General features: G+C 69.1%; 16 protein-coding genes. 9 read left to right on the forward strand and 7 right to left on the reverse strand.

Going from position 1 to position 21,091, the window contains the following annotated elements:
• Positions 1 to 2: 2 nt before the first annotated feature.
• From ACLBYA_RS29370 to ACLBYA_RS29385, 4 genes are read right to left on the reverse strand one after another with little or no spacing between them, the layout of a single operon-like run.
• Positions 3 to 2,039 carry an FAD-dependent oxidoreductase gene (locus tag ACLBYA_RS29370; protein WP_447713003.1) on the reverse strand — a complete coding sequence of 679 codons (2,037 nt, stop codon included), beginning with the start codon at positions 2,037 to 2,039 and terminating at the stop codon, positions 3 to 5.
• Positions 2,039 to 5,227, reverse strand: a complete 3,189-nt coding sequence (locus ACLBYA_RS29375; RefSeq protein ID WP_447713004.1) for an ATP-binding protein — start codon at positions 5,225 to 5,227, stop codon at positions 2,039 to 2,041. Before ACLBYA_RS29375 ends, ACLBYA_RS29370 begins: the two co-directional genes overlap by 1 nt.
• Positions 5,224 to 5,739, reverse strand: coding sequence for a hypothetical protein (locus ACLBYA_RS29380; RefSeq protein WP_447713005.1), 516 nt, complete (start codon positions 5,737 to 5,739; stop codon positions 5,224 to 5,226). Before ACLBYA_RS29380 ends, ACLBYA_RS29375 begins: the two co-directional genes overlap by 4 nt.
• On the reverse strand, positions 5,736 to 7,130 hold the full coding sequence (locus tag ACLBYA_RS29385) for a hypothetical protein (RefSeq protein ID WP_447713006.1): 1,395 nt from the start codon (positions 7,128 to 7,130) through the stop codon (positions 5,736 to 5,738). The genes ACLBYA_RS29380 and ACLBYA_RS29385 overlap by 4 nt, the downstream gene beginning before the upstream one ends.
• Positions 7,131 to 7,211: 81 nt before the next feature.
• Here ACLBYA_RS29385 and ACLBYA_RS29390 point away from each other — a divergent pair, with 81 nt between their 5' ends.
• The 3 genes from ACLBYA_RS29390 to eccB are packed head-to-tail and all read left to right on the forward strand — an operon-like array spanning position 7,212 to position 10,103.
• The gene (locus ACLBYA_RS29390) at positions 7,212 to 7,874 is read left to right on the forward strand and encodes a hypothetical protein (protein WP_447713007.1); all 663 of its coding nucleotides are present in this window, start codon (positions 7,212 to 7,214) and stop codon (positions 7,872 to 7,874) included.
• Positions 7,871 to 8,923: a polyprenyl synthetase family protein gene (locus ACLBYA_RS29395; protein ID WP_447713008.1), complete on the forward strand. Its 1,053-nt coding sequence runs from the start codon at positions 7,871 to 7,873 to the stop codon at positions 8,921 to 8,923. Before ACLBYA_RS29390 ends, ACLBYA_RS29395 begins: the two co-directional genes overlap by 4 nt.
• Positions 8,924 to 8,975: 52 nt before the next feature.
• Positions 8,976 to 10,103, forward strand: a complete 1,128-nt coding sequence (eccB, locus tag ACLBYA_RS29400) for a type VII secretion protein EccB (protein WP_447713009.1) — start codon at positions 8,976 to 8,978, stop codon at positions 10,101 to 10,103.
• On the opposite strand, the gene mycP is transcribed toward eccB, so the two are convergent.
• Together mycP and eccD are read right to left on the reverse strand one after the other, a co-directional pair.
• Complete coding sequence (gene mycP, locus ACLBYA_RS29405; protein ID WP_447713010.1) at positions 10,035 to 11,387, reverse strand: type VII secretion-associated serine protease mycosin; 1,353 nt, start codon at positions 11,385 to 11,387, stop codon at positions 10,035 to 10,037. The two genes, eccB and mycP, sit on opposite strands and share 69 nt — an antisense overlap.
• A complete protein-coding gene (eccD, locus tag ACLBYA_RS29410) occupies positions 11,384 to 12,685 on the reverse strand; it encodes a type VII secretion integral membrane protein EccD (protein WP_447713011.1) in 1,302 nt (433 codons plus the stop codon). The genes mycP and eccD overlap by 4 nt, the downstream gene beginning before the upstream one ends.
• A gap of 46 nt (positions 12,686 to 12,731) precedes the next feature.
• On the opposite strand from eccD, the gene eccCb reads away from it, so the two are divergent.
• From eccCb to ACLBYA_RS29440, 6 genes are all read left to right on the forward strand, one after another.
• Positions 12,732 to 16,175 (forward strand): type VII secretion protein EccCb, encoded by a 3,444-nt coding sequence (eccCb, locus tag ACLBYA_RS29415; protein WP_447713012.1) that lies wholly within the window; start codon positions 12,732 to 12,734, stop codon positions 16,173 to 16,175.
• Positions 16,157 to 17,260 (forward strand): type VII secretion-associated protein, encoded by a 1,104-nt coding sequence (locus ACLBYA_RS29420; RefSeq protein WP_447713013.1) that lies wholly within the window; start codon positions 16,157 to 16,159, stop codon positions 17,258 to 17,260. Before eccCb ends, ACLBYA_RS29420 begins: the two co-directional genes overlap by 19 nt.
• Positions 17,261 to 17,340: 80 nt before the next feature.
• On the forward strand, positions 17,341 to 17,649 hold the full coding sequence (locus ACLBYA_RS29425; RefSeq protein ID WP_447713014.1) for a WXG100 family type VII secretion target: 309 nt from the start codon (positions 17,341 to 17,343) through the stop codon (positions 17,647 to 17,649).
• Positions 17,650 to 17,660: 11 nt separating this feature from the next.
• Entirely contained in the window at positions 17,661 to 17,954 is a 294-nt protein-coding gene (locus ACLBYA_RS29430; RefSeq protein ID WP_447713015.1) for a WXG100 family type VII secretion target, read from the forward strand.
• Between the two features lie 160 nt (positions 17,955 to 18,114).
• Positions 18,115 to 19,395 (forward strand): GAF domain-containing protein, encoded by a 1,281-nt coding sequence (locus ACLBYA_RS29435; protein WP_447713016.1) that lies wholly within the window; start codon positions 18,115 to 18,117, stop codon positions 19,393 to 19,395.
• A gap of 97 nt (positions 19,396 to 19,492) precedes the next feature.
• Positions 19,493 to 20,455: an alpha/beta hydrolase gene (locus tag ACLBYA_RS29440; protein ID WP_447713017.1), complete on the forward strand. Its 963-nt coding sequence runs from the start codon at positions 19,493 to 19,495 to the stop codon at positions 20,453 to 20,455.
• Here ACLBYA_RS29440 and ACLBYA_RS29445 read toward each other — a convergent pair.
• Positions 20,406 to 20,954, reverse strand: a complete 549-nt coding sequence (locus ACLBYA_RS29445) for a TetR/AcrR family transcriptional regulator (protein ID WP_447713018.1) — start codon at positions 20,952 to 20,954, stop codon at positions 20,406 to 20,408. The two genes, ACLBYA_RS29440 and ACLBYA_RS29445, sit on opposite strands and share 50 nt — an antisense overlap.
• Positions 20,955 to 21,091 lie beyond the last annotated feature (137 nt).

Raw genomic sequence — 21,091 nt, forward strand, 5'->3', positions numbered from 1 at the left:
CCTCATGGCAGGTAGAACCCGCGGATGCGGTGAAACCGGCTGCGGCCGAGCAGACTGTTGGCTGCCTGCAGGCCCGACATCACGGCGGCCTCGATGCACCCGGCGTTGATCCCGGAATCGGTCCAGTCCCCGGCGAGCACCAGATTGTCGTAACCGCTCTCGTCGGAACGTAACCGGTACTTGTCCGAGCCGGGTACCGACTGCACATACCTATCGGACGGATCGATGTTCACACTGACATGCTGGGTCTCCAGGGCGTCCGTGCCACGGCGACCGTCCGATCCGCAGAGCAGGTGCCAGGCGAAACCGTCGTCGTCGACCGCGCCCGGAAGGTAGAAGCCGATGTGGCGGTCCAGGTGTTCCCGCGCGGTGGCGAGCACCCGTTGCCGGCATTGCCGCACGTAATCGGCGTCGGCGGCATCGGGAGGCCAGGGGGCGTCGAAGACACCGCAGAAGTACGCGACCGTCTTAGGTTCCTCTGCCGGGGGCCAGTTCTCGGCCCACAGTGTCTGTGGCATCGAGGCCCAGGTGTCGAATGGTGCCACGTACCCGCTGGTGGTCACGCCGGGTCGGGGCCAGCCGAGCGTCGGTTCATCGGGTGCCAGCCACAACTGAAATGCCTGGGTGGCCACCGTTTTCACATGCCGGGTCATGTCCCGCCATTCGCGCCGGTCGGCGATCAGCTCGGCGCAGACCATCGTCACCATCGCAGCCGATGTCGCCAGCACGACCTGATGGAAATCGGTGCCGTGCCGCAGCACCCGGCGCTCGGTGTCATCGCGCTCGGCGAAATGTGATTCCAGATCGTCGAGCCGCCGGTCGGTATCGGCGATCTGGATTTTCAACGGTGCGTGCGGGAACACCGGCAGACCGCCGACCCGGATCAGCGGATCGTAGTGCTCGACACCGTCGGCCAGGTCCAGCTGGCGACCGAGTGTGATGGCGGCGATGTGCGTGTGCCGGTCGTCGAGGTGCAATGCATCGACACGGTGGAAGAATTCGAAGTCGACACCGCGCCGGCGCAGTGCCTGATACATCGGGGCGATCACGACATCACCCATCCCGGCCGTCATCTTCCAGAAGAACGCGCCCTTGTACTGGAACAGTGCGATACCGGTCAGCAGGACCGCCAACCCCGCTGCAAAGGAGGGCTTTTCGCAATCACCGTCGGCGTAGCCGAACACCATGTCGTACAGCCCACGCACCAACGCGAAATCCAGTACATCGGGGTGGGCGCCGTGGCGGCGCAGCCAGTCGCCGTACTCCTCGTCATTGATCGCCCGGAACCCGGCCGGATCGGTCAGCAGGTTGTCGGCGATCAAACCGCGCGCGGTCGCGGTCAACATCGACAGCAGCAGCCAGAATCGGCGGTGGTCGGCGCGGTGCTCGTAGTCGAGCGCCGTGCGGATGGCAGTGAGCGGATCGTCGAGAACATCGCCGAGCGCGGCGGAGCCGGCCGGTTCGGCCAGTGCGGCCCGGGTGCCACGATCGATCTGTCCGACGATGTCCAGGAACAGCCGATGCGTGCTGGGTTCTGCAGGCAGCTGCTCGTCGAGTGAGTCGGCAAAACCCCGTACGAGTTCCAATACCCGCATCAGGAAGTCCACCACCGTGATATCGCGGCCGTCGGCGTGCGGCTCGCCGGGCAGCTCCGGGTTGTGCGGAAACGCGCCGGGCCACAGCGACCATTCGCCGCGCCAGCGGTCGGCCATCCCGAGCTCGTCGGCCGGTGCCAACGCCTGATCCCAGGACCGGATCGGCGCATCGGGATCGGTTGATCCGCGGTCGATTTCGGCATAACACTCACGCAGCAGGGTGAACGCGTTCTCGTAGGAGCCCAGCCAGATGTGCAGTCCGTGTTCCTCGATGCGGTCGTGCACGCCGCGACTCGACGCGCCCTTGCCGCCGAGCCGCCAGCCGCGTTGGTAGACGGTGATCGAGTCGAAGCGCTGCCGCCAGCCCGGTTCGCTGAGCCGCCAGGCGGCACTGAGCCCCGCCATACCGCCGCCCAGAATGGCGACCTTACCCCGGCTCGGCATCAGTGCAGGAGTGCGCGGGCCGCGGCGAGGGCGGGCCACTCCTGTTCGGCGGGAAAACGGCTCAGCACATCGGCCAACTCGTCACGGTGGCGTGTGTTGTCGATCACGAACCGGTCGGCGGTGGCCCGCAGCTCAGACGCGAGGGCGCCCTGCCGGCGGGCCAGTTCGACGGCTCGGGCCAGGTCGGTGTCCCGGTCTTGCGTGGACTCCTGGGTGTGCGCGCGGATGCGCAGGAGCTCGGCGTCGAACAGCTGCCACGAGGTGTCGGCCGACATCTCCAGGGCCATGTCGACGCGCAGCCGTGCGTCCTGCACCCGTCCCGCACCGAGCAGGGCCGCGGCCAAACCCGCTTCATACCAGCATAAGAAGGCCTTCAGATCGAAATCCCGCCAGACCTGCACCAGCGCGGTGAGAGCCTCGGTGGCCTCGTTCAGGGACGGCTGATCGGCGGCGGCCAACGCCGCCTTCGTGCCCGCGTTCGCCGCCGCGGTGGCCGAGATCATCACCCATTCGTCGAGCCCGTTCTGGGTGGCGATCTCGGCGATCCGATTGGCCAGATCGAGGGCGTGACCGCATTGGCCGGCATCGGTGCGGACCACGGCCTCTTGCACCCGGCCGTAACATTCGGTGAACGGTCCGTGCGGGAACATCAACGTCTGGCAACGCTTTTCCATATCGGCGAACGAAGTGATCGCGCCGTCCAGATCGCCCTGTAGATAGCGGGTCAGGCCCAGCAGGGCGTACATGCCGCCGACCGGATCGTTGGGGGCGTACCAATCACCGTCGATCTCAGGCGATTCCATGTTCTCGATCGCCGCCGCAGCCGACTCCAGCAGCTCCCGTGCACTGTTGAGCTCACCGCGGAACAGGGCCAGTGAGCCGGACACCGCGTCCATGACGGCCTGGTACCACGGCGGCATATCGGCGATATTGCTGCGCAGCGCATCCACCAGCTGAGCCGAGCGGCGCAGATCTCCGCGGGAGGCGAAGAAGCTCCACAACGCACTGAACGTGGCGAACATCTCCACGCCGGGGTGATTGTCGATGATGTGCAGGCAGTGCTCGAAGTCCGCGGCCGCCTCGACGCTGGCGTGCCCGTTGGCGGCGAAGCAGAGGAAGCCACGCTCCAGTCGCACCGCGACTTCACGTTCGTCGCGCCGGTGCCCATCGGCGGGCATGGCGGCGATGCTGTCCAGGGCGCGGGTCAGCAGTGACCGCGATTCGTTGAGGGCGCCGCGGTGGCGGGCGTCGGCGGCGGCCTTCTCGTAGCTGGAGGACGCTTCCTCGAACTGTTCGGCCCGCATGAAATGGTGTGCCACCAGCGGCCATTCGGGTGTGCCGTCGGCCGCGGTGCTCACCAGCGCTGTGCCGATCCGGTTGTGCAGACGCTTGCGCGCGCCCGACGGCAGGAGCTCGGCCGCGACCTCACGCAGCAGCTCGTGCCGGAACCGCCAGCCGCCGTTGCCGAACGGTTTCATGACCCGGTTGCGGGTCAGCTCGTCGAGGATGTCCTTGATCGCCCGGCTGTCCAGTTCGACGACCGCCGCCAGCAGGCCCTGATCGACCTGGCTGCCGATCAGCGCGGCCGCCTCGATCACGTGCCAGGAGCGCTCGTCGAGTCGCAGCCGGGCGACAAGTGCCTCGTACAGGGTGTCGGGTACCGCGCTGGTCTGCATCGCCTCGTTCGCGACGGCCTGCATCTTGGCGACGACTTCTTCGATGTAGAGCGGCATTCCGTCACATCGGTCGGTGACGGCCCTGCGTGCGCCGTCATCGAGTTCGGGATGCAGTGCGGCGATCAGCATCTCGGAATCGTGATCGTCCAGCGGTTTCAGCTCGAAGGTGTGGCAGCCGGCCAGCGGCGGCACCTCCCGGCCGGTGATGACCACCATCAGCCGGCCGGGCGCCGCGCCCAGCAGCGCCTGCAGGATCTCGACGGTGTCCTCGTCGTACCAGTGCACATCCTCGAAAACGACCAGCGCCGGGCCGGTTCCGGTGGCCGCGAGCAGATAGTTGTGCACGGTTTCGGCGATCTGGTCGTAGAGGCGGCCGGGGCTGGCATTCGGCACCTGATAACCACCACCCGGTGCGATACCGAGAACCGGGGCGAGCAGTGGCACGGTCTGATCCGGATCGAGGCCGTGCCGGATCACCTCGGTGCGCAGCTGGCGCAGTCCCTGGGCGGGATCGGCATCGCGGGCGATCCCGCTCGTGCGTTCCAGCATGCGTCGGATCGGGCGCAGACCGACATCGGTGTGGAAGGGCGAACCGTAGATGCCCAGCACGACGGCCCCGGACTGGCGGGCGAGCGCGATCGCCGCGTCGGCCAACCGGGTCTTGCCGATGCCGCCCTCACCCTTGAAGACGATCCCGGAGACGGCCAGCGTCCCGGTCAGCGCATCGCTCCAGCAACGCTCCAGATAGGCCAGTTCGTCGTCGCGGCCCACCAGCGGCCCGCTGAGCAGTGGTGCCTCGGTCCGCTCGGCGAGCACCCGGTAATGCTCCAACGGTTTGTCGAATCCCTTGACCGGACGGGGCGGACGCACCTCCAGGGTGAAGTCCTCGCGCAGGACCCGCTTGACGGGTTCGGACACCGCCACCGTGCCCGGTTCGGCGAGATCGCAGACCCGGGAGGCGAAGTTGGCACCGACCCCGATCACCTCGTCACGGACCGGGTCGATGGTCACCACACCGCGATGGACACCCACCCGGATCGCCACGTCGAAACCGAATCTGCGGCGGAATCGTCGGCTCAGCGCGGCGACCTCCGCGGTCAGGTCGAGCCCGGCCGATACCGCGCGGTGTGCGTCGTTCTCATGCGGGGTCGGGTGACCGAAGGTGATCAGCAGACCGTCACCCTGGGCGGACCCGATGTGGCCCTCATACGAGCCGACGATCCGTTGCACCTCGTCGCGGTACCGCCGGATCACATTGCGGTACGTCTCGGGATCCAGCCGGGTGGACAGCCCGGTGGAGTCCACCAGGTCGACGAACAGCAACGTCAACCGCTGGACCACACACCCGTCGTCGGAGGCCGCGAGCACCTCTTCGGCTTCGAGATTGTCGCGGTCGACGGCAAGGATCTGGCCGGCAAGAGACTTGGCGGTGCTGTGGTCCTGCCGGTTGAGCGCCTCGACTGCCCGGTCGAGCAACTCCTCGATGGTCGGCTTGGTGTACTCGTCGCTCACAGCCCTATGGTGACGGATAGCGACGGCTGGGGCACGACATTCGTGCTTGCGTCCACGCGGCGGAATCCGACCTTTCCGGAGTAATTGGCGCCGATGTAGTTGTAATCGGTCAGCTTGATCTGGAAACTCGTGGCGCCCGCGGGCAGGATCGGCGGCGTGAACGCCAGCGCGCCGTCGGGCAGTCTGGCGCCCTTGCGGCCGACTCGTTCGAACGGCTGTGCCACCGACAGGATGCGTGGGTAGGGCTCCGGAGTCACGTCGATCGGGCTGGAGATCGCGGGTTCGCGGTCCACCGGCTTGAGCCACCACGGACCGGCCAGACCCAACTGCACACCCTGGGCGGCGGTGCGGATCTGGAGGTCGATCAGATCGTGGACGATGGTGATCCAGGGATCGACGCCCCACACCCCCTTTTCGTCGGTGCGGGCGGCCTTTTCGACGATCGCATTGATCTGGCTCAGGTAGCCGCGGACGGCGCCGGCGCCGGTCTGGATCCACTCGGCATCGGTCACGACGGACCTCCACTGTCGTGGTATCGCGGCCGGTTGATCGAGTTCAGGTAGGTCAGTGGCGCGGCAGCCAACCGGCTGCCCACCCGGCCGCCGAACTCGGCGAGTTCCGACGCGGACACCCCGGTGGTCCACCACTTCTGGGCCAGATCGGCGTAGTGGCCGGTGACATCCATCAACGTGTCGTTCCATACCTGGACCGCCGCGGGCACGGCGTGCCGGTGCAGTGCCACCGGCGGATCGTCGACATCGGCCTGATCCGCCGCGGCTTCGCTCACCGGGAATTCGAAGGGTTCGGCCTCCTTCGACGGCTTCTCCGCCGGCCCGAGCAGGAAATCCGAGGAGGCGGTGCCGTAGCCGGTGATACACACCAGACGTTGTTGCGCGAACGGGCTGATACCGCTGATGTGCACAACCTTGCGGGTCTGCACCCGAACGCCGTTCTGGTCCGGATCCCTGGCCTGATTCGTCGCCGTCATGTTGATATAACCGCGGTCCACCAGCACCCGGCGGTCGCCGGCGTCGAACTCGGACATGTCCAGGTCGTATTCCAGCATTGCCGAGTACCGGGTGTCGGCGATGGGTAGATACTTCAGCGGTGTCGTGATCTCGACCCCGTCGAAGAAGGCCACCGATTCGAGTACGCGGCGCCAGCCGTCAGAACAGATCTCGCTGCCGGGGTAGTCCTTCATCGCGACGAAGAACTGCGGATAGTTCTCGTCCCAGTTGTACGGGTTGACGATCGCCTTGAGGTTGGTCAGCGAGACACGGTCGGACTGCAACGTCGAGTCCACGACCACGGAATCCAGCCCGTTGACGGTCACCACCGCGGAGTCACAGATGGGTGCCAGCGCGGTCTGCTCGCCGATGACGCTCTTGTCCAGTGCGACCTTGCGGACGGCGGAGAAGGCGCCGCGGCCGACGAAGTTCTGGCGCACGCCGTCGGCGAGATCGTCGAGTTGGGCGTGTGCGATGTCGATGCGTGCAGCGTGCTCGCGGCTGTCCGGACCGGCGGCCGCGAGCGCCCGAACGGTGAGGTCACGGTGCTCGTCGTCGGTGAGTTCGGGCAGCGGACAACCGGGGTCGAGCTTGTTGAGCCGGGTGATGGTCGCGAGCGCAAACAGCAGACGTGCCTTCTGCGGCTGGGCCAGTCGTCGGCCGTCGTTGTCGAAGTCGACGATTCGGGTCAGACAGTCCTCGATGCCCGTGTGGTCCCGCGGGTCCTCGAACAGCGCGTGCTCGATCTCGGTATGCCACCCGCAGTGTGTCGAATACCCGGGCAGAAAACTGTCCACGGCCGAACGGAATTCGTTGCGATCGGAAAGCCTGACGGCGGTGTCGAGGGCACCGTAGATTCCGAGCAGTTCCCGGACTCCCTGCCTGCCCACCACCATCGCCCCTCCTCACGGTGTTTGCGCAGCTAGCATACCGTCAAGCGATGTTATTTGCGGCTGAGTAAAGGGACAAAACCGTCGATGGACAACAATGTTGGCAACGAGGTTCCGTGGGCCTCGGTATTCGACTCGACCGCCAACATGCGCGCCCTGACGGCCATTCAGGCCGAAGGTCTGCGCGCTGCCAGCAAACTTGTGGATCGTTTCATCGCGGCCGCCTCCGACAGTGTGAACACCCTCGGCGGCACCATGGGTTCGCGGTCGGCCCTGTCACCCGATCAACGGGCAGACCTGTGGGGTGCCACCGATATCGAGCCGCTGCTCAAATCCTGGTTCGCCATGGTGAATCAGTTGGGTCGCGGTGGTACACCGACGGCCGGCACCCCCGGACCGCCCACCCTGGAATTCGGTGACGACACCGCCGCCGGCCGACTCGATGTCGAGGTGCTGGTGGGGGCCGTGACGACCACCGAGATCTGGGTGAGCAACCGCGATGCCGGGGATGTCGGCACCGTCCGGCTGCGGGTGAGCGCATTGGAGTCCGACGCCGGCGAGGTGTGCAACCCCGGCGATGTGGCGCTGCTACCCGACACCGTCGAGATGCCCGGACGATCCAGTCGCGCAGTCGATCTACGGATCCGTGCCGAGTGCGCCCCCGGTGTCTACCGGGGCAGCCTGTTCACCGTGGGGCGCCCCGAGCTGTGGTTGCCGATCACGCTGACGGTGCGGGAGCTGCCCGCGTGACCTCGCTGGCCGATCGGCCCGGGCTCGTCGAAGAGGTGGAGAGCCGACTGCGGCTCGTGGGTCGTGATGTGCGCCGGGCGATGCTCGACGCCATGCCCGACGGTGAACCGGTGCAATGGCTGTACGCGCCGATGCGCGAGTATCCGTCACGGCCCGGTAAGGCCCTGCGTCCCGCGCTGTGCCTGTCTGCCGGTGCCTGTTTCGGGGCGAGTTCGACAGGTCTGATGGGCATCGCGGTGGCAATAGAGTTGTTGCACAACGCCTTTCTGGTGCACGACGATATCGCCGATGGCAGTGAGATGCGCCGCGGGCGGCCGACGCTCTCGGCCGGCTACGGACTCGCCGCCGCGCTGAACGCCGGCGACGCCCTGGCGATCGTCGCCAGCCAGGTGCTGCGGCGCGCTACCCGACAGTTGGATCGGGACCTGGCCGACCGGGTGATGGCCGAGTTCGACACGATGGCCCTGCGCACCCTGGAGGGGCAAGCCACCGAGGTCGGCTGGCAGCTCGACAATGTCGAGAACCTGGCACCGGCGGACTATCTCGAGCTGATCATGCACAAGACGTGCTGGTACACCACCATCTACCCGCTGCGGGTCGGGGCACTGATCGGCTCGAACGGCACGGCCGATCTGGGGCCCATGGTGCGCTTCGGGTTTCACTTCGGTGCGGCCTTCCAGATCCGCGACGACCTGCTCAATCTGATCGGCGACGAACAGACCTACGGCAAGGAGATCCTCGGTGATCTCTACGAGGGCAAGCGGACTCTGACGTTGGTGCACTTGATGGATGTCGCGCGCGGCGCCGACCGTGCCGCCCTGCGCGACTATCTGCGCCGCAGTCGTAGCGAGCGGACCGAGGAGATGGTGCGCCGGATCCGTTCGATGATGGACGAGTACGGCAGCATCGACTTCACCCGCGAGTACGCCGAAGGCATCCTGCTGGTCGCCGAGGAGTACTTCGAGCAGGCCTTCGCCGACGCCCGGCCGGGACCCGATCTGGACTTCCTGCGCGCCCTGGTGCCCTACGTGTGGGCGCGCTGGCGCTGAAACTCCCGCGCCCGGGCCGCCCGACGATCGGTTAGGGTCGAATGGGGGTCAGATGGGGCGTCGTTCGGTCAGTGCACAGCAGGTCAGCGGGTACCGCTTCCTCACGCGCAGAATGGAATACGCGCTGGTGTGTCGGGACGTCCGAATGCTCGACGACCCGATCCGGGTCCAGTCACGTTCCCTGGCCGCCGGTGTCGCGATCACCGCGATCGTGCTGGCGGTGTGCGCCGTGCTGGCTCTGCTGCGACCACACGGCCCGCTCGGTGACGATCCCATCGTCGTGGTTCGGGAATCCGGTGCGGTGTACGTCCGGGTCGGGGACACCGTGCACGCGGCACTCAACCTGGCCTCGGCTCGGCTGATCGCGCGGACCCCCGCGCAGCCGCAACTGGTCAGCGCAGCGATGGTCGCCGACGCCGAACATGGCCCCATGATGGGTATTCCGGGTGCACCGGCTACCCTGGACCCGGTGCTGGAGGCGGACCGGTCAGCCTGGACGGTCTGTGACGGTGCGGACCGCGGTAGCACCCTGATCATCGGCGCGTCCGGTGAGCAGGCCGCCGCGGCACCGGTGCTGGTGACCTCGCGCGAATCGGCCCGCACCTACCTGGTGCACGACGGGCGGCGGGCCGCCGTCGACCTGCGGGATCGGGCCGTCGTCACCGCGCTGCAGCTCGACGGTGTCGTCCCGCGGTCGGTGTCGCGCCCGCTACTGGACCTGCTGCCGGAACAGAACCCGGTACAGCCGGACACCGTGGCACCGCACGGTGCACAGGTCGGTGGTGTGCTCTGTGTGCGGTGGCGGTCGGTGGGGCTCGGGCAGGCCCCCGATATCGTGGTGTTCAGCACGAAATCCGTTCCGGTCGAATCGAAACCGGTTCAGCTCGCCTCGGCGGACGGTGCCGGACCGAATATCGACGCGGTGTCCGTGCCACCCGGTCGCAGTGTCTACGCCCGCGCGTCGGGAGTGGCGGGTGACGGCGCGGCCACCGGACCCCGCCATCTCATCACCGGATCGGGTGTCGCATTCGGTATCCCCGACGACGAGTCCGCCGATGCACTGGGGTTGCCGCCGGCACCCGGGGATGCGCCCTGGCCGGTGCTGGCGCTGTTACCGCGCGGCCCCGAATTGTCCATCGCCCGAGCCACTGTCGTCCGGGATACTGTCGCCGCGCCGTGACCGCGGTGCGAGCAGCACCGCGACCGCCAGACCGGCACACACCGCGGTGCCGATCAGCGCCACCCGGCCGTGCTTGTCGCCCGATGCCGTCGGTGGCGGTGCTCCCGCTCGTCGGGCCGTCGGCGGTGCCGGCTCACCCAGACCCGCCACGGCGGCGACCACGTCGACGACCCCATGTCCGATCAGTGGGTCCCATCCGGCGGCCGGCCGCCGGGCCGTGCTCTCGATGCGCTGCATCACCTGCCGCGCCGTCAGCTGCGGAGCCACCGCGCGCAGCAGCGCGACGATTCCCGATACCACCGGCGTGGCATAGCTGGTACCGGAGATCGGCTGCAGCCCTTCGACACCGGGCATCGAGTCGATCAACCCCTCGCCGGACGGGCTCAGTGAAACGACTGCCTCGCCGGTGGCCGCGACATCGACCCAGGGGCCGGCCAGCGTGAAATCCGATGGTCGGCCATCGGCGGTCACCGAACCGACCGTCAACACCAGGTCGTCGTACCAGCTCGGGCTCACCACCACCCGCACGTGCTCCCAGTCCGGGGTGGCGCCGCTGTCGGGATTCTGTGCCGGGCAGGTGCCGTGGCCGCCGACATTGCCCGCCGCGGCAACCACCACCGCGTTGCGGACGTCGACGGCGTAGGCGAGCGCTGCCCCGAGCACCCGATCGTCGAGACCTGCCGAGGCATCCAGACAGGCGACGGAGGCGATGTTGATGACGGTGGCGCCCTGATCCGCGGCGCTACGCACCGCGGCGGCCAGCGTCTCGACATCGCCGACACCGCCACCACCGGAGGTATCCACCGCGCGGAACATCATGCTGGACTGGCGGATCGCCAGGATGCCGGCCTCCGGTGCGATACCGCTGAACCCGGATGCCGGATCGGGTGGGGCGCCGATGATGCCGGCCACGATGGTGCCGTGTCCGTCGCAGTCGGCCGTTCCGTCCCCGGTGGACACATAGTCGCCACCCGGGGTCAGCCGGGGGAGCAACCGGTGCCGGGCCACCCCGGTGTCGATCACGGCGACGATCTGGCCGGCGCCGCGGGTGCGGGCCCACACCGTGTGCAGGTCGGGGCGGGCCACCAGATGCGGTGCGGTGGCCGGTGGCGGGGAAGCGCACACCCCGTCCTGGCGTGTCGGCACCGTCGGTGACGCGGGCCCGGGTGGCGGGGTCAGCGTGCCGTCCACCGGCGGCGGTCGCACCGCGCCCGCCGGGGCCGATACCGACACCGGGGCCGCGGCCAACAACACCGCCACCGCGGCACGCAGTATCGCGCTCATCCCGGACTCGCCGACTGCACGAGGTCGTAACCCCCGGCCACCCAACATGCCAACGGTATTGCGGCAGCCAGCAGTACGCATTCGACCACGTCGACGGTGCGCGCCAACGCGGGGCTGACCACTGCGGGGCGCAAGCGGTACCAGGCCGCTGCGGCGAACACCGTCACCGCGGGCCACCCGGCGTGCCCGGGTGCCACCACACACATCAGCGCCAGCGTCACCAGAGCGCCCGCCAGCCCGCTCCAACCGACCGCGGCGCCACACCGCGGGTCGGCATACAGTCGGCCGCGTATCAGCAGCACCCCGGCGATCACCGCGGTCAGTGCAACCCCGGGCGGCCACGGAGCAGCACCGCGCGCACATCCCACCGCGATCAGTGCTGTCGCACCGGCGCCGGCCGCTGCACTCCCGCAGACCAAGCCGGCCAATCGATCCCGGGCGGTGTCCGCCCCGCACACCGATCCCGGGCGCAGTCCGCTCATGCCCAGCGCCAACCGTCCCGACATCCCGAGCACACCCAGTGCCGCCCCGGCCAGGATCGCGCCGTGCGCGGCAGTGTCGAGGTCGAGCGCGACCGCCGCCACGGTCGCCACCGTTGCCAGGGCCGAAACCGTGGCAATGGCGGTGAACAACGGCGGATCACCGCCGGTCCGCAACACGGCCACCGCGGCGGTGGCGCAGACTGCCGTCGCCAACAACAGCTGTGGCGGGCCCGGCACCCCCGGAAGTACCTGGAATGCGGCGGCGCCGAGGAACACGATGCCCAGCGCCGCGGCCGGCGAGCGACCGGTGCGCCGGTGTACGAACAGGCAGCCGACGGCGCTTCCGAGCGCGAGCAGTATCCCGACGATCGGCCGATCCCGGCCCGAAAGGCAAAGGGCAACTGCGATACTCGCCCCGGCGATCCACCAGGTGGCCGACGGCGTCCCGGCCCGCGGTGGCCCACCACTGTCGGCGGTGATCAACTCGCGGACGATATCGACGGGTACCGGGCCGGGCGCCGGGTCGGTCTGCCTCGACAACATGATCACGTCGCCATCGTGGACACCGCTGTCGTGCAGGCTCAGCGCCTCGTCGCAGCGGCCGCCCGCCAGTCGGTCTAGTCGCCAGTCCGCCGACACCACGGCATCGTCGGTGACCAGTGCGGCGATATCCGGTAGCAGCAGCCCCAGCGGAGCGTGGCGCGGTACCGACAGGTCCACAAAGCAGTTGTCCCAGGCACGTTGAATCGTCACCCGACACAACGGCTCGTCCAGCACATCCTCACCGTAACCGGCCCGCAGACCACTGGTGCGCACCAGAATTCAATGGAACCGAACGGTGTCGCGCTGCGTCCATACAAGAATGGAGTTCCCGTGCACCAGCCGGATCCCGGCGCCGACCATGCCGTCGGGGACGGTGCGACTGCGTCGTCCGCCCGAAGTTCCCGCTTCGTCGCCGACCAATCCACTGGCCCGACTGCTGCCGTTGGTCATGCTGGTGGCCGCCGGCGGCATGGCGATCCTGTACCTGACCGGCGGGCCCGATCTGTCGCCCACCCGCAGCCCGATGTACCTGTTCTTCCCGCTGATGATGCTCGTCTCGGTGCTGGGCACGGTGGCGAACAGCGTCCGGGGACGCAGCGGTGAACTCGACGTCGCCCGTCGTGGGTATCTGCGCTACCTCGACACCATCCGTGCGGATCTGGAACACACGGCCGACGCGCAGCGGCGCAGTCTGCACTGGACACACCCGCCCCCGAGCACGCTGTGGGCGATGGCCGGCGGCCCGCGGATGTGGGAACGCCGCCGCGCCGATCCAGATTTCGGCCGGATTCGGGTGGGCCTGGCCCCGGCCGCGCCGGCGACGCAGGTGGTGATCGCCGATGGTGACCCGACCGGCGAGCCAGATCCGGTCACCGAGACCGCACTCGATGATCTGCTGGCCGCCGGCGCCGTGGTACCCGCGTTGCCCGACACCGTGGCACTCACCGGCTCGCTCGGCATCACCGGTGATCCCGAGTCCGCCCGTGATCTGGTGCGCGCCATGGTGTGTCAGCTCGCCATGCTGCACAGCCCGGCCGATATCACGATCGCGGCACGGGTCCGCCCCGGCGAGCGGCACTGGGACTGGCTGAAATGGCTGCCGCATCACCGGGCCGAACACTCCCGTTCCCGGACGGTGCTGATCGTCGACGACGACGGCCCGGTTCCCGACGGTTCGGCGCTGGCCGTGCTGGTCATCGGCGGCATCGGGGAACAGATGCTGCAGATCGGTCCCGACTCCGATGCGTTGACCGCCGCGCAGGCCCAGATGTGCGCGCGTAGGTTGGCTCGATGGTCGGCGGGTGGGGCCGCCGGATCCGGCCACAGCCCGGACTGGTCCCGGCTGATCGGCGATACCGGCGCCCACCTACGGGTGCCGATCGGGGTGGACGACCACGGTGTGCCGGTCCACCTGGACATCAAGGAAGCGGCCCAGGGCGGGATGGGCCCGCACGGCCTGTGCATCGGCGCCACCGGGTCGGGGAAATCAGAGTTCCTGCGTACCCTGGTCCTCGGGATGGTCGCCACCCATCCGTCCGACCGGCTGAACCTGGCGTTGATCGATTTCAAAGGCGGGGCAACCTTTCTCGGCTTCGAGCAGCTGCACCATGTCGCCGCGGTCATCACCAACTTGGCCGAGGAGGCGTATCTGGTCGACCGGATGCGCGAGGCGTTGACCGGTGAGATCCACCGTCGCCAGCAGTTGCTGCGCGCGGCCGGGGTCGGCGGTATCGCCGAGTATCGCGGGACCGATCTGCCGGTGCTGTTCATCGTCATCGACGAGTTCTCCGAACTGCTGAGCCAGCATCCCGATTTCGCGGAGTTGTTCCTCGCGGTCGGCCGGCTGGGCCGGTCGTTGGGGATGCATCTGCTGCTCGCCAGCCAGCGACTCGACGAGGGCAGGTTGCGCGGTCTGGAGACCCACCTGTCCTACCGGATATGCCTCAAGACGTTCTCGGCGGGCGAATCCCGGGCCGTGCTGGGAGTTCCGGATGCCCATGAGTTGCCCGCCGAACCCGGAGCGGCATATCTCAAGACCGCCGACGGTGCGCTGGTGCGCTTTCGCACGGCGTTCGTGTCCGGACCGGCGGATCCGCCGCCACAGACGCACCCCACGGTCCGGTTGTTCACCGCCGATGCGGACGCTACTGACACCGCGACGGCGGCCCCATCGACCGGGACCGTGCTGAGCCGGTTCCTGCACCGGCTGGCCGGGCACGGCCCGCGGGCGCACCGGATCTGGCTGCCACCGTTGAGCGCACCGCCGATGTTGGCCGCACTCCTGGAGTGCCACGACGGTTCCCGGCTGTGCACCCCGATTGGTCTGGTGGACAACGCCTTTGCCCAGCGCCGCGATCTGCATACCGTCGACCTGACCGGTGCCGGGGGACACGTCGCGGTGGTCGGCGCCACCCGATCCGGTAAGTCCACGCTGCTGTGCACCGTGGTGATGGGGCTGGCGGCACAGCACAGCCCGGCCGAGGTCCAGTTCTACTGCCTGGACTTCGGCGGCGGCATGTTGACCGCACTGCGCGAGGTGCCGCACGTCGGTGTGGTGGCCGGCCGCGACGACCACGAACTGATCCGGCGCACCATCGCCCACGTGCAGGGGGTGATCACGCGCCGGCAGGCCCGCCGACCCGATGACCACGGCGAGGTCATCCTGGTGATCGACGGGTGGGCGTCGCTGCGCCAGCACGGTGACGGACTCGACGACGCCGTCACCGAGATCGCCGCGCACGGGCTGGCACACGGTGTGCACGTGATCATCTCCGCGTCCCGATGGGCCGAACTGCGGCCCGCCCTCAAGGACCAACTCGGCAGCCGGATCGAACTGCGGCTCGGCGAACCCGGTGAGTCCGAGATGGACCGCCGGGCCGCCCGTCTGCTGTCCGACCAGCCACCGGGAACCGCCCTGACCCGCGACGGCGGTCTGTCGGTGCTGGCTCTGCCGGCCACCGACGCCACGACGATCGCGGCGCTTCGAGCCCGTCACCCGGATATCACTGCGCCGCCGGTGCAGCTGCTGCCCGTACGGCTGGACCGGCGCACGCTGCCTGCCTCGGCTCCGGGCTGCACGGTGGTCGTCGGGATAGCAGAAACCGACCTCGGTTTGGCCACCGTGGATTTCGCCGGATCCGGTCATCTGATCGTGCTCGGCGACTCCGGCTGCGGCAAGACCGCGACCCTGCGCACGCTGTGTGCCCAACTGGTCGATACCAACCCGCCGGAGGCGGTGCAGTTGTATCTGGCCGATCCACGGCGCACTCTGCTCGGTGCGGTGGATACCGGGCATCTGGCCGGGTACGCGATCTCGGCCGCCATCCTCGCCGATCAGTTGCCGGCCCTGGTGGACACCCTCCGTGTCCGGATGCCCGGTGCCACGGTGACCCAGCAGCAACTGCGGGACCGGTCCTGGTGGGTCGGCCCGGAGATCTTCGTCATCGTCGACGACTTCGAGTTGCTCTCCGGCACAACGGACCCGTTGACGGTGCTGCTGGAGTTCCTGCCGTACGCCCGTGATGTCGGCCTGCACGTGGTGCTCGCCAGGCGCGCCGGGGGAGCGGCGCGGGCATTGTTCAATCCGGTGCCCGCGACGCTGCGCGAACTCGGTGCCGCCGGTCTGATGATGAGCGCGGGCGCCGAGGAGGGCGTGCTGCTCGGTACGGTGCGCCCCAGCCGAATGCCACCCGGCCGCGCCATCCTGAGCCGGCGGGGGCACACCGATCAACGCATCCAGATCGCGTGGACCGAGCCGCCGTGACCGTCGTCGTGGTCGGTCCCGGCACCGTGCACGGACCCCGGCCGGTTCCCGGTGAACTCGCCGCGGCGGCATGCGCGGCGATCGACGACGGGCAGACAGTCGTGGAGGACCGTGTGGTCGATGTCGACGCGCTGTGGCGGACCGTGTTGGGCGCAGCAACGGGCGGTGCCGCACCGCTGGTGCTCATCTGCCCCGGCTGGTGGCGCCCGGCCCGCATCGACCGGGTTCGGCGCACGGCCGGTGCCGAACATGTGCTGCGGCAGCGACATACCTGCTACCCGGCGGCCGATGGCAGCGTCGAGATCACCGAGGATTTTGTGTTGGTGCGTCTCGGCGGCCATCCAGTCCCCGCGATACCCAGACTGGGACCCGCCGCGCAGATCGCCGACGAGGTCGACCGCCTGCTGACCGTCAGTGGACCGGTCGTGATCGACGCCGCGGTCGCAGTGTCCGGGGCAGCCGACCTGGCCGCCGCGATCGCGGCGCGCACTCGGGCCCGCGGCCGGGATGCCACGATCGTCGACGACCACGTGCTGCTGCGCAGCGTGCCGGCACCTCGGCGGGCCCGGCCGCCGCAGCGTCGCCGGGTGGGCCTGGCCCTGGCCGCCGGGGCATTGCTGGCCACCGGGGCGTTGCTGCCGACCGGCCGCGGGTCACCGGAGTCGTCGTCGCCCACCCTGATCACCGAAGGCCGGGTGGCGGTGCAGGTACCGGCCGACTGGACGGTGGCCAAGGTGCTCGACGGTCCGGGTTCGGCTCGGCTGCAGGTGATCTCACCCGAGCATCGACAGGCCGCTATCCTGCTCACCCAGTCGCCCGCGGGACCGGAACCGGCGGCGGTGCTGGCTGCCGCTCTCGCCGGGCAACCGCCCGGGGTGTTCGTCGACTTCCGTGCCGAGGACCACCGTGCCGGCCGGAATGTGATGAGCTACCGGGAGATCCGGCCCGGCCGCAATATCGACTGGGCGGTTTTTGTCGACGGAGGTGTGCGGATCGCCGTCGGTTGTCAGCAGCCCGGCGACCGTCCCGACATCATCCGCGCCGAGTGTGACGAGGCGATCCGATCGGCCCGCGCGGCGGTGTGAAAACCCGAATCAAAATGTGATGGAACCGATTCGGCGTCTGCTGCGTCTAAACACACAACACCACAGCGAGGAGTACACCGATGACAGCCCTGAACACCGACCTGGAGCTCATGCACACCGTCTCCGGTCAGATCGACGCCCGCAACGACGAGGTCCGGGCCATGCTCGGGGTCTTCATCGGACGGATGTGCAGTGTGCCGGCCTCGGTGTGGGGCGGCGCGGCGGCCGTCCGGTTCCGTGAGGTGGTCGACCGCTGGAACACCGAGTCGATCGCCCTGCACGCTTCGCTCGGACGCATCGCCGAGACCATCCGGCTCAACGAGGCCACCCTGCGCGATGCCGCCGACGGGCATGCGCAGCACCTCGCCGCCGTCACCACCAACCTGTAGAGGACCCGCACATGGACATGATGTTGACCTACAACTTCGACGAGATCGAGCACACCGTGCGCCAGGAGATCCACAACATCTCGGCACGGTTCAATGCCGCCCTGGCGGACCTGCGCGCGCAGATCGCACCGCTGCAGCACACCTGGACCGCGCAGGCCGCCGAGGCCTACCGCGCCGAACAACTGCGGTGGAATCAGTCGGCCGCGGCCCTCAACGACATCCTGCTGCGGCTCGGCAACGCGGTCCGCGACGGCGCCGACGAGGTGTCGGCCACCGACCGTCGGGCAGCCGGCGCCTGGGGCTGACACCGTCCGCCTGGTCCTGTGCAACCCCGCCGAGAGGAGAGCTCGGCGGGGTTGCACGATCCCGTCCCGGGCGAACGGTGATCCACTGTGACGCGTTCCACTACGCTGGTCATCGAGATGCGATGCGTCCGGTGATTGGCGCAGCGCGGGGAGTGTGAGCATGGTGGCGTTGTCCAAGACCTCCGGCGGCCGGGTGCCGCCTGCGCAGGTTCGTGCTGTCCACGACCTCTTCGTCGCTGGTCAGGTGGACGCCTCCTATCTCGATTCGGTCCCGCTGCGTCGCATCGTCGCCGAGAGCTGGCAGCGCAGCCTCGCCACCGGCGTCGACCCCGACACCGTCGGCCAGGCCACCGAGGCCGCCAAGGCGCTCGAAGAACTGCGCAGGTCACACCCGCTGGCCCCGACCCTGCCGCTGATCCGGCGGCTGCTGGTCGAGGACGCCACCGAGTCCGGTGTGGTCGTCGCCATCACCGCCGCCGACGGCACCCTGCTGTGGGTCGAGGGGGACCGGCGTGCCATCCGCAAGGCCGAGGGCATGAACTTCGTGCCCGGCACCGACTGGAGTGAGCACACCGCAGGCACCAACGCGCCGGGCACCGCGCTGGCGCTGGACCGGGAACTGCAGATCCGCGGCACCGAACATTTCTCCCGCATCGTCCACCCGTGGAACTGCACCGCCGTCCCGGTCCACGATCCGTCGACCGGTGCGCTGCTCGGTGCCATCGACCTGACCGGCGGTCCCGCGGTCGCCACCCCGCAGACATTGGCGCTGGTCCGCGCGACCGCCGTCGCGGTGGAGAACCAGCTCGCGCTGTTGCGCCTGGCCGGCCCGGCCGCCGGTACCGACGAGGCCACCAAACTGTCGGTGCTGGGTGCCGAGCGGCCGCGCTGGCATGTCGGTGGGGCCAACGCGGTCGCCCTGACCGGACGGCACGCCGACATCCTGGTGCTGCTCATCCGCCATCCCGAAGGGCTCAGTGCCGACCACCTGGCGATGCTGCTCGACGACAAGGACCTCGACGTCGTGACCATCCGCGCCGAGATGTCGCGGCTGCGCCGGGTGATCGGCGGTGACCACATCGCCTCGCGCCCGTACCGACTGCTCGGACCGGTCGCCAGCGATATGGGTGATGTGCTCGACGCCCTGCAGAGCGGTGACGTCGCCGGCGCCGTATCGGCGTATGCCGGGGCACTGCTCCCGCAGTCGGTGTCCCCGGCGATCGCCCGGTTGCGCACCGAGCTGACCACCAGCGTGCGCGGTGCGGTGCTCGCCGAGGCGGCCCGCGGCAATCTCGCCCTGCTGCGGCGGTGGTTGCAGCTGCCCGACGGCCGCGATGACCGGCGCGGCTGGCAGCTGCTCGCCGAACATGCCGCCGCCGACCCGGTGTTACGCGCCCGCGCCCGCGCCCATCTGGCCGGCCTGGACTCCGAGCTCGGCTGAAAACCTGAGCAAACCCGGCGGCACCCCCGCTGAACTGGTCTGATACCCGACCCGAACGCGAGTTGTCAGCACCTGCCGAACGTTCGACCATCAAGGCATGGATCTCACCGTCATCGAGCGTTACGCCGCCTTCCTGCCCGCCGAGCGCCGCACGCAGCCCTTCGCCGCGCCGCGGTCGGACTGGATGCCGTGGCGCGGCCGCCGCGTTCACATCGCCCGCAGCGGCAACGCGGATGCCCAGGTGCGCGGCATCCTGGTGCACGGGGCCGGCGGATACTCCGGGGCACTCTGGCCGCTGGCCGGGCTGGTCGCCGGTGCGCAGGAGGACATCGGTGTGGAGATCCTCGCGCCGGACATGCCGCTGTACGGCTACACCGTGGAACCCGATCCGGCGGGTGTGCGCTACCAGGACTGGCTGGACCTGCTCAGCGATATCGTCGCCGCCGAACGGGCCCGTGACGAGCGGCCCATCATCCTGTTCGGCGCCAGCATGGGCGGCCTGATGGCCTATGAGGTGGCTCATCGGACCGGCGCGGTGGACGCCGTGCTCGCGACCTGTCTGCTGGACCCTGCCGACACCGCGGCCCGGCGCGCCGCGTCGCGCTTCAAGATGCTCGGCCGGCCCAGTGCGGTCGCGCTGCGTGCCGCCGCACCCGCGTTCGGCCGGCTGCGGGTGCCGGTGAAGTGGCTGGCGGACATGTCGGCGATGAGCAACGACCCGGGCCTGACGCGGCTGTGCGCCACCGACCCGCGTGGCGGCGGGTCGCGGGTGCCGATCGGATTCCTGTCGACGTGGTTCAACCACCGGCACACCCCGCCCGAGGCCTACCGCGGCGCGCCGGTGACGCTGGTCGCCCCGGCCGCCGACGCCTGGACCCCGGCGGAGCTGAGTCAGCGTTTCCTGCAGCGGATTTCGGGCCCCACCCGGACCGTCCTACTGGAGAACTGCGGGCACTACCCGATCGAGGAACCGGGCCTGACCCAACTGGAAACCGTCGGCCGCGACATCGTCAGGAGCCTGGTTTCGGGGAGCGCTGCGGAGCGAGCCGAGCCACGGTGAGCCGCAGCTGCTCCATGCTGTAGCCGTGCTCGGGCATCACCCGGTGCAGCTGCGCGTCGATGGTGTGTACCAGGGTGCGGGCGGTCAGCTCGGGGTCCACATCCGGTGCGCCCCGGTCGCAGCGCTTCAGGTGAAAGGCCACCTCGGCGGACACCCGGTCCTCGAACAACCGCATCTCGTCGAGGTCGGCGGCCGTCATCGCCACCCGGTGCAGTACGGCGTGCAGCCGGGGCTGACCGGCGTGTAGATCCACCAGTTCGGCCAGCACCGCGTCCATCGTCTCGTCGAAGGGTGGCGCGGTGGCGCGCAACCGGCCGAACAGTGCCGTCAGCCGGGTATCGGCCTCGGCGACATGGCGGGCGGCCACCGCGTGCAGCAGCGCGTTCTTGTCCGGAAAGTACTGGTACAGCGTGCCGATGGAGACGCCGGCGCGCTCGGCGATCCGGTTGGTGGTGGCGGCCAGGCCCTCCCGGGAGAACATCTGCGCGGCGGCCTCCACCAGAACGGCCAGCGTCTGGATCGACCTGGCCTGCCGTGGACTCCTGCGTGTGGTGCCGATGGGGGTGATTGTTCTCTGTTCGGCCGAACAGGTGCAACCGTCATGCAACGTTGCAACACCTAAATTGAGTGACGGCC

This window comes from Mycobacterium sp. C31M, assembly GCF_053345865.1.

Excerpts from the sequence above, each read along its gene's own strand:
- ACLBYA_RS29370 (WP_447713003.1), bottom strand. The coding sequence starts at position 2,039 with ATGCCGAGCCGGGGTAAGGTCGCCATTCTGGGCGGCGGTATGGCGGGG.
- ACLBYA_RS29385 (WP_447713006.1), bottom strand. The coding sequence starts at position 7,130 with ATGGTGGTGGGCAGGCAGGGAGTCCGGGAACTGCTCGGAATCTACGGT.
- ACLBYA_RS29390 (WP_447713007.1), top strand. The coding sequence starts at position 7,212 with ATGGACAACAATGTTGGCAACGAGGTTCCGTGGGCCTCGGTATTCGAC.
- eccB (WP_447713009.1), top strand. The coding sequence starts at position 8,976 with ATGGGGCGTCGTTCGGTCAGTGCACAGCAGGTCAGCGGGTACCGCTTC.
- mycP (WP_447713010.1), bottom strand. The coding sequence starts at position 11,387 with ATGAGCGCGATACTGCGTGCCGCGGTGGCGGTGTTGTTGGCCGCGGCC.
- eccCb (WP_447713012.1), top strand. The coding sequence starts at position 12,732 with ATGGAGTTCCCGTGCACCAGCCGGATCCCGGCGCCGACCATGCCGTCG.
- ACLBYA_RS29425 (WP_447713014.1), top strand. The coding sequence starts at position 17,341 with ATGACAGCCCTGAACACCGACCTGGAGCTCATGCACACCGTCTCCGGT.
- ACLBYA_RS29430 (WP_447713015.1), top strand. The coding sequence starts at position 17,661 with ATGGACATGATGTTGACCTACAACTTCGACGAGATCGAGCACACCGTG.
- ACLBYA_RS29435 (WP_447713016.1), top strand. The coding sequence starts at position 18,115 with ATGGTGGCGTTGTCCAAGACCTCCGGCGGCCGGGTGCCGCCTGCGCAG.
- ACLBYA_RS29440 (WP_447713017.1), top strand. The coding sequence starts at position 19,493 with ATGGATCTCACCGTCATCGAGCGTTACGCCGCCTTCCTGCCCGCCGAG.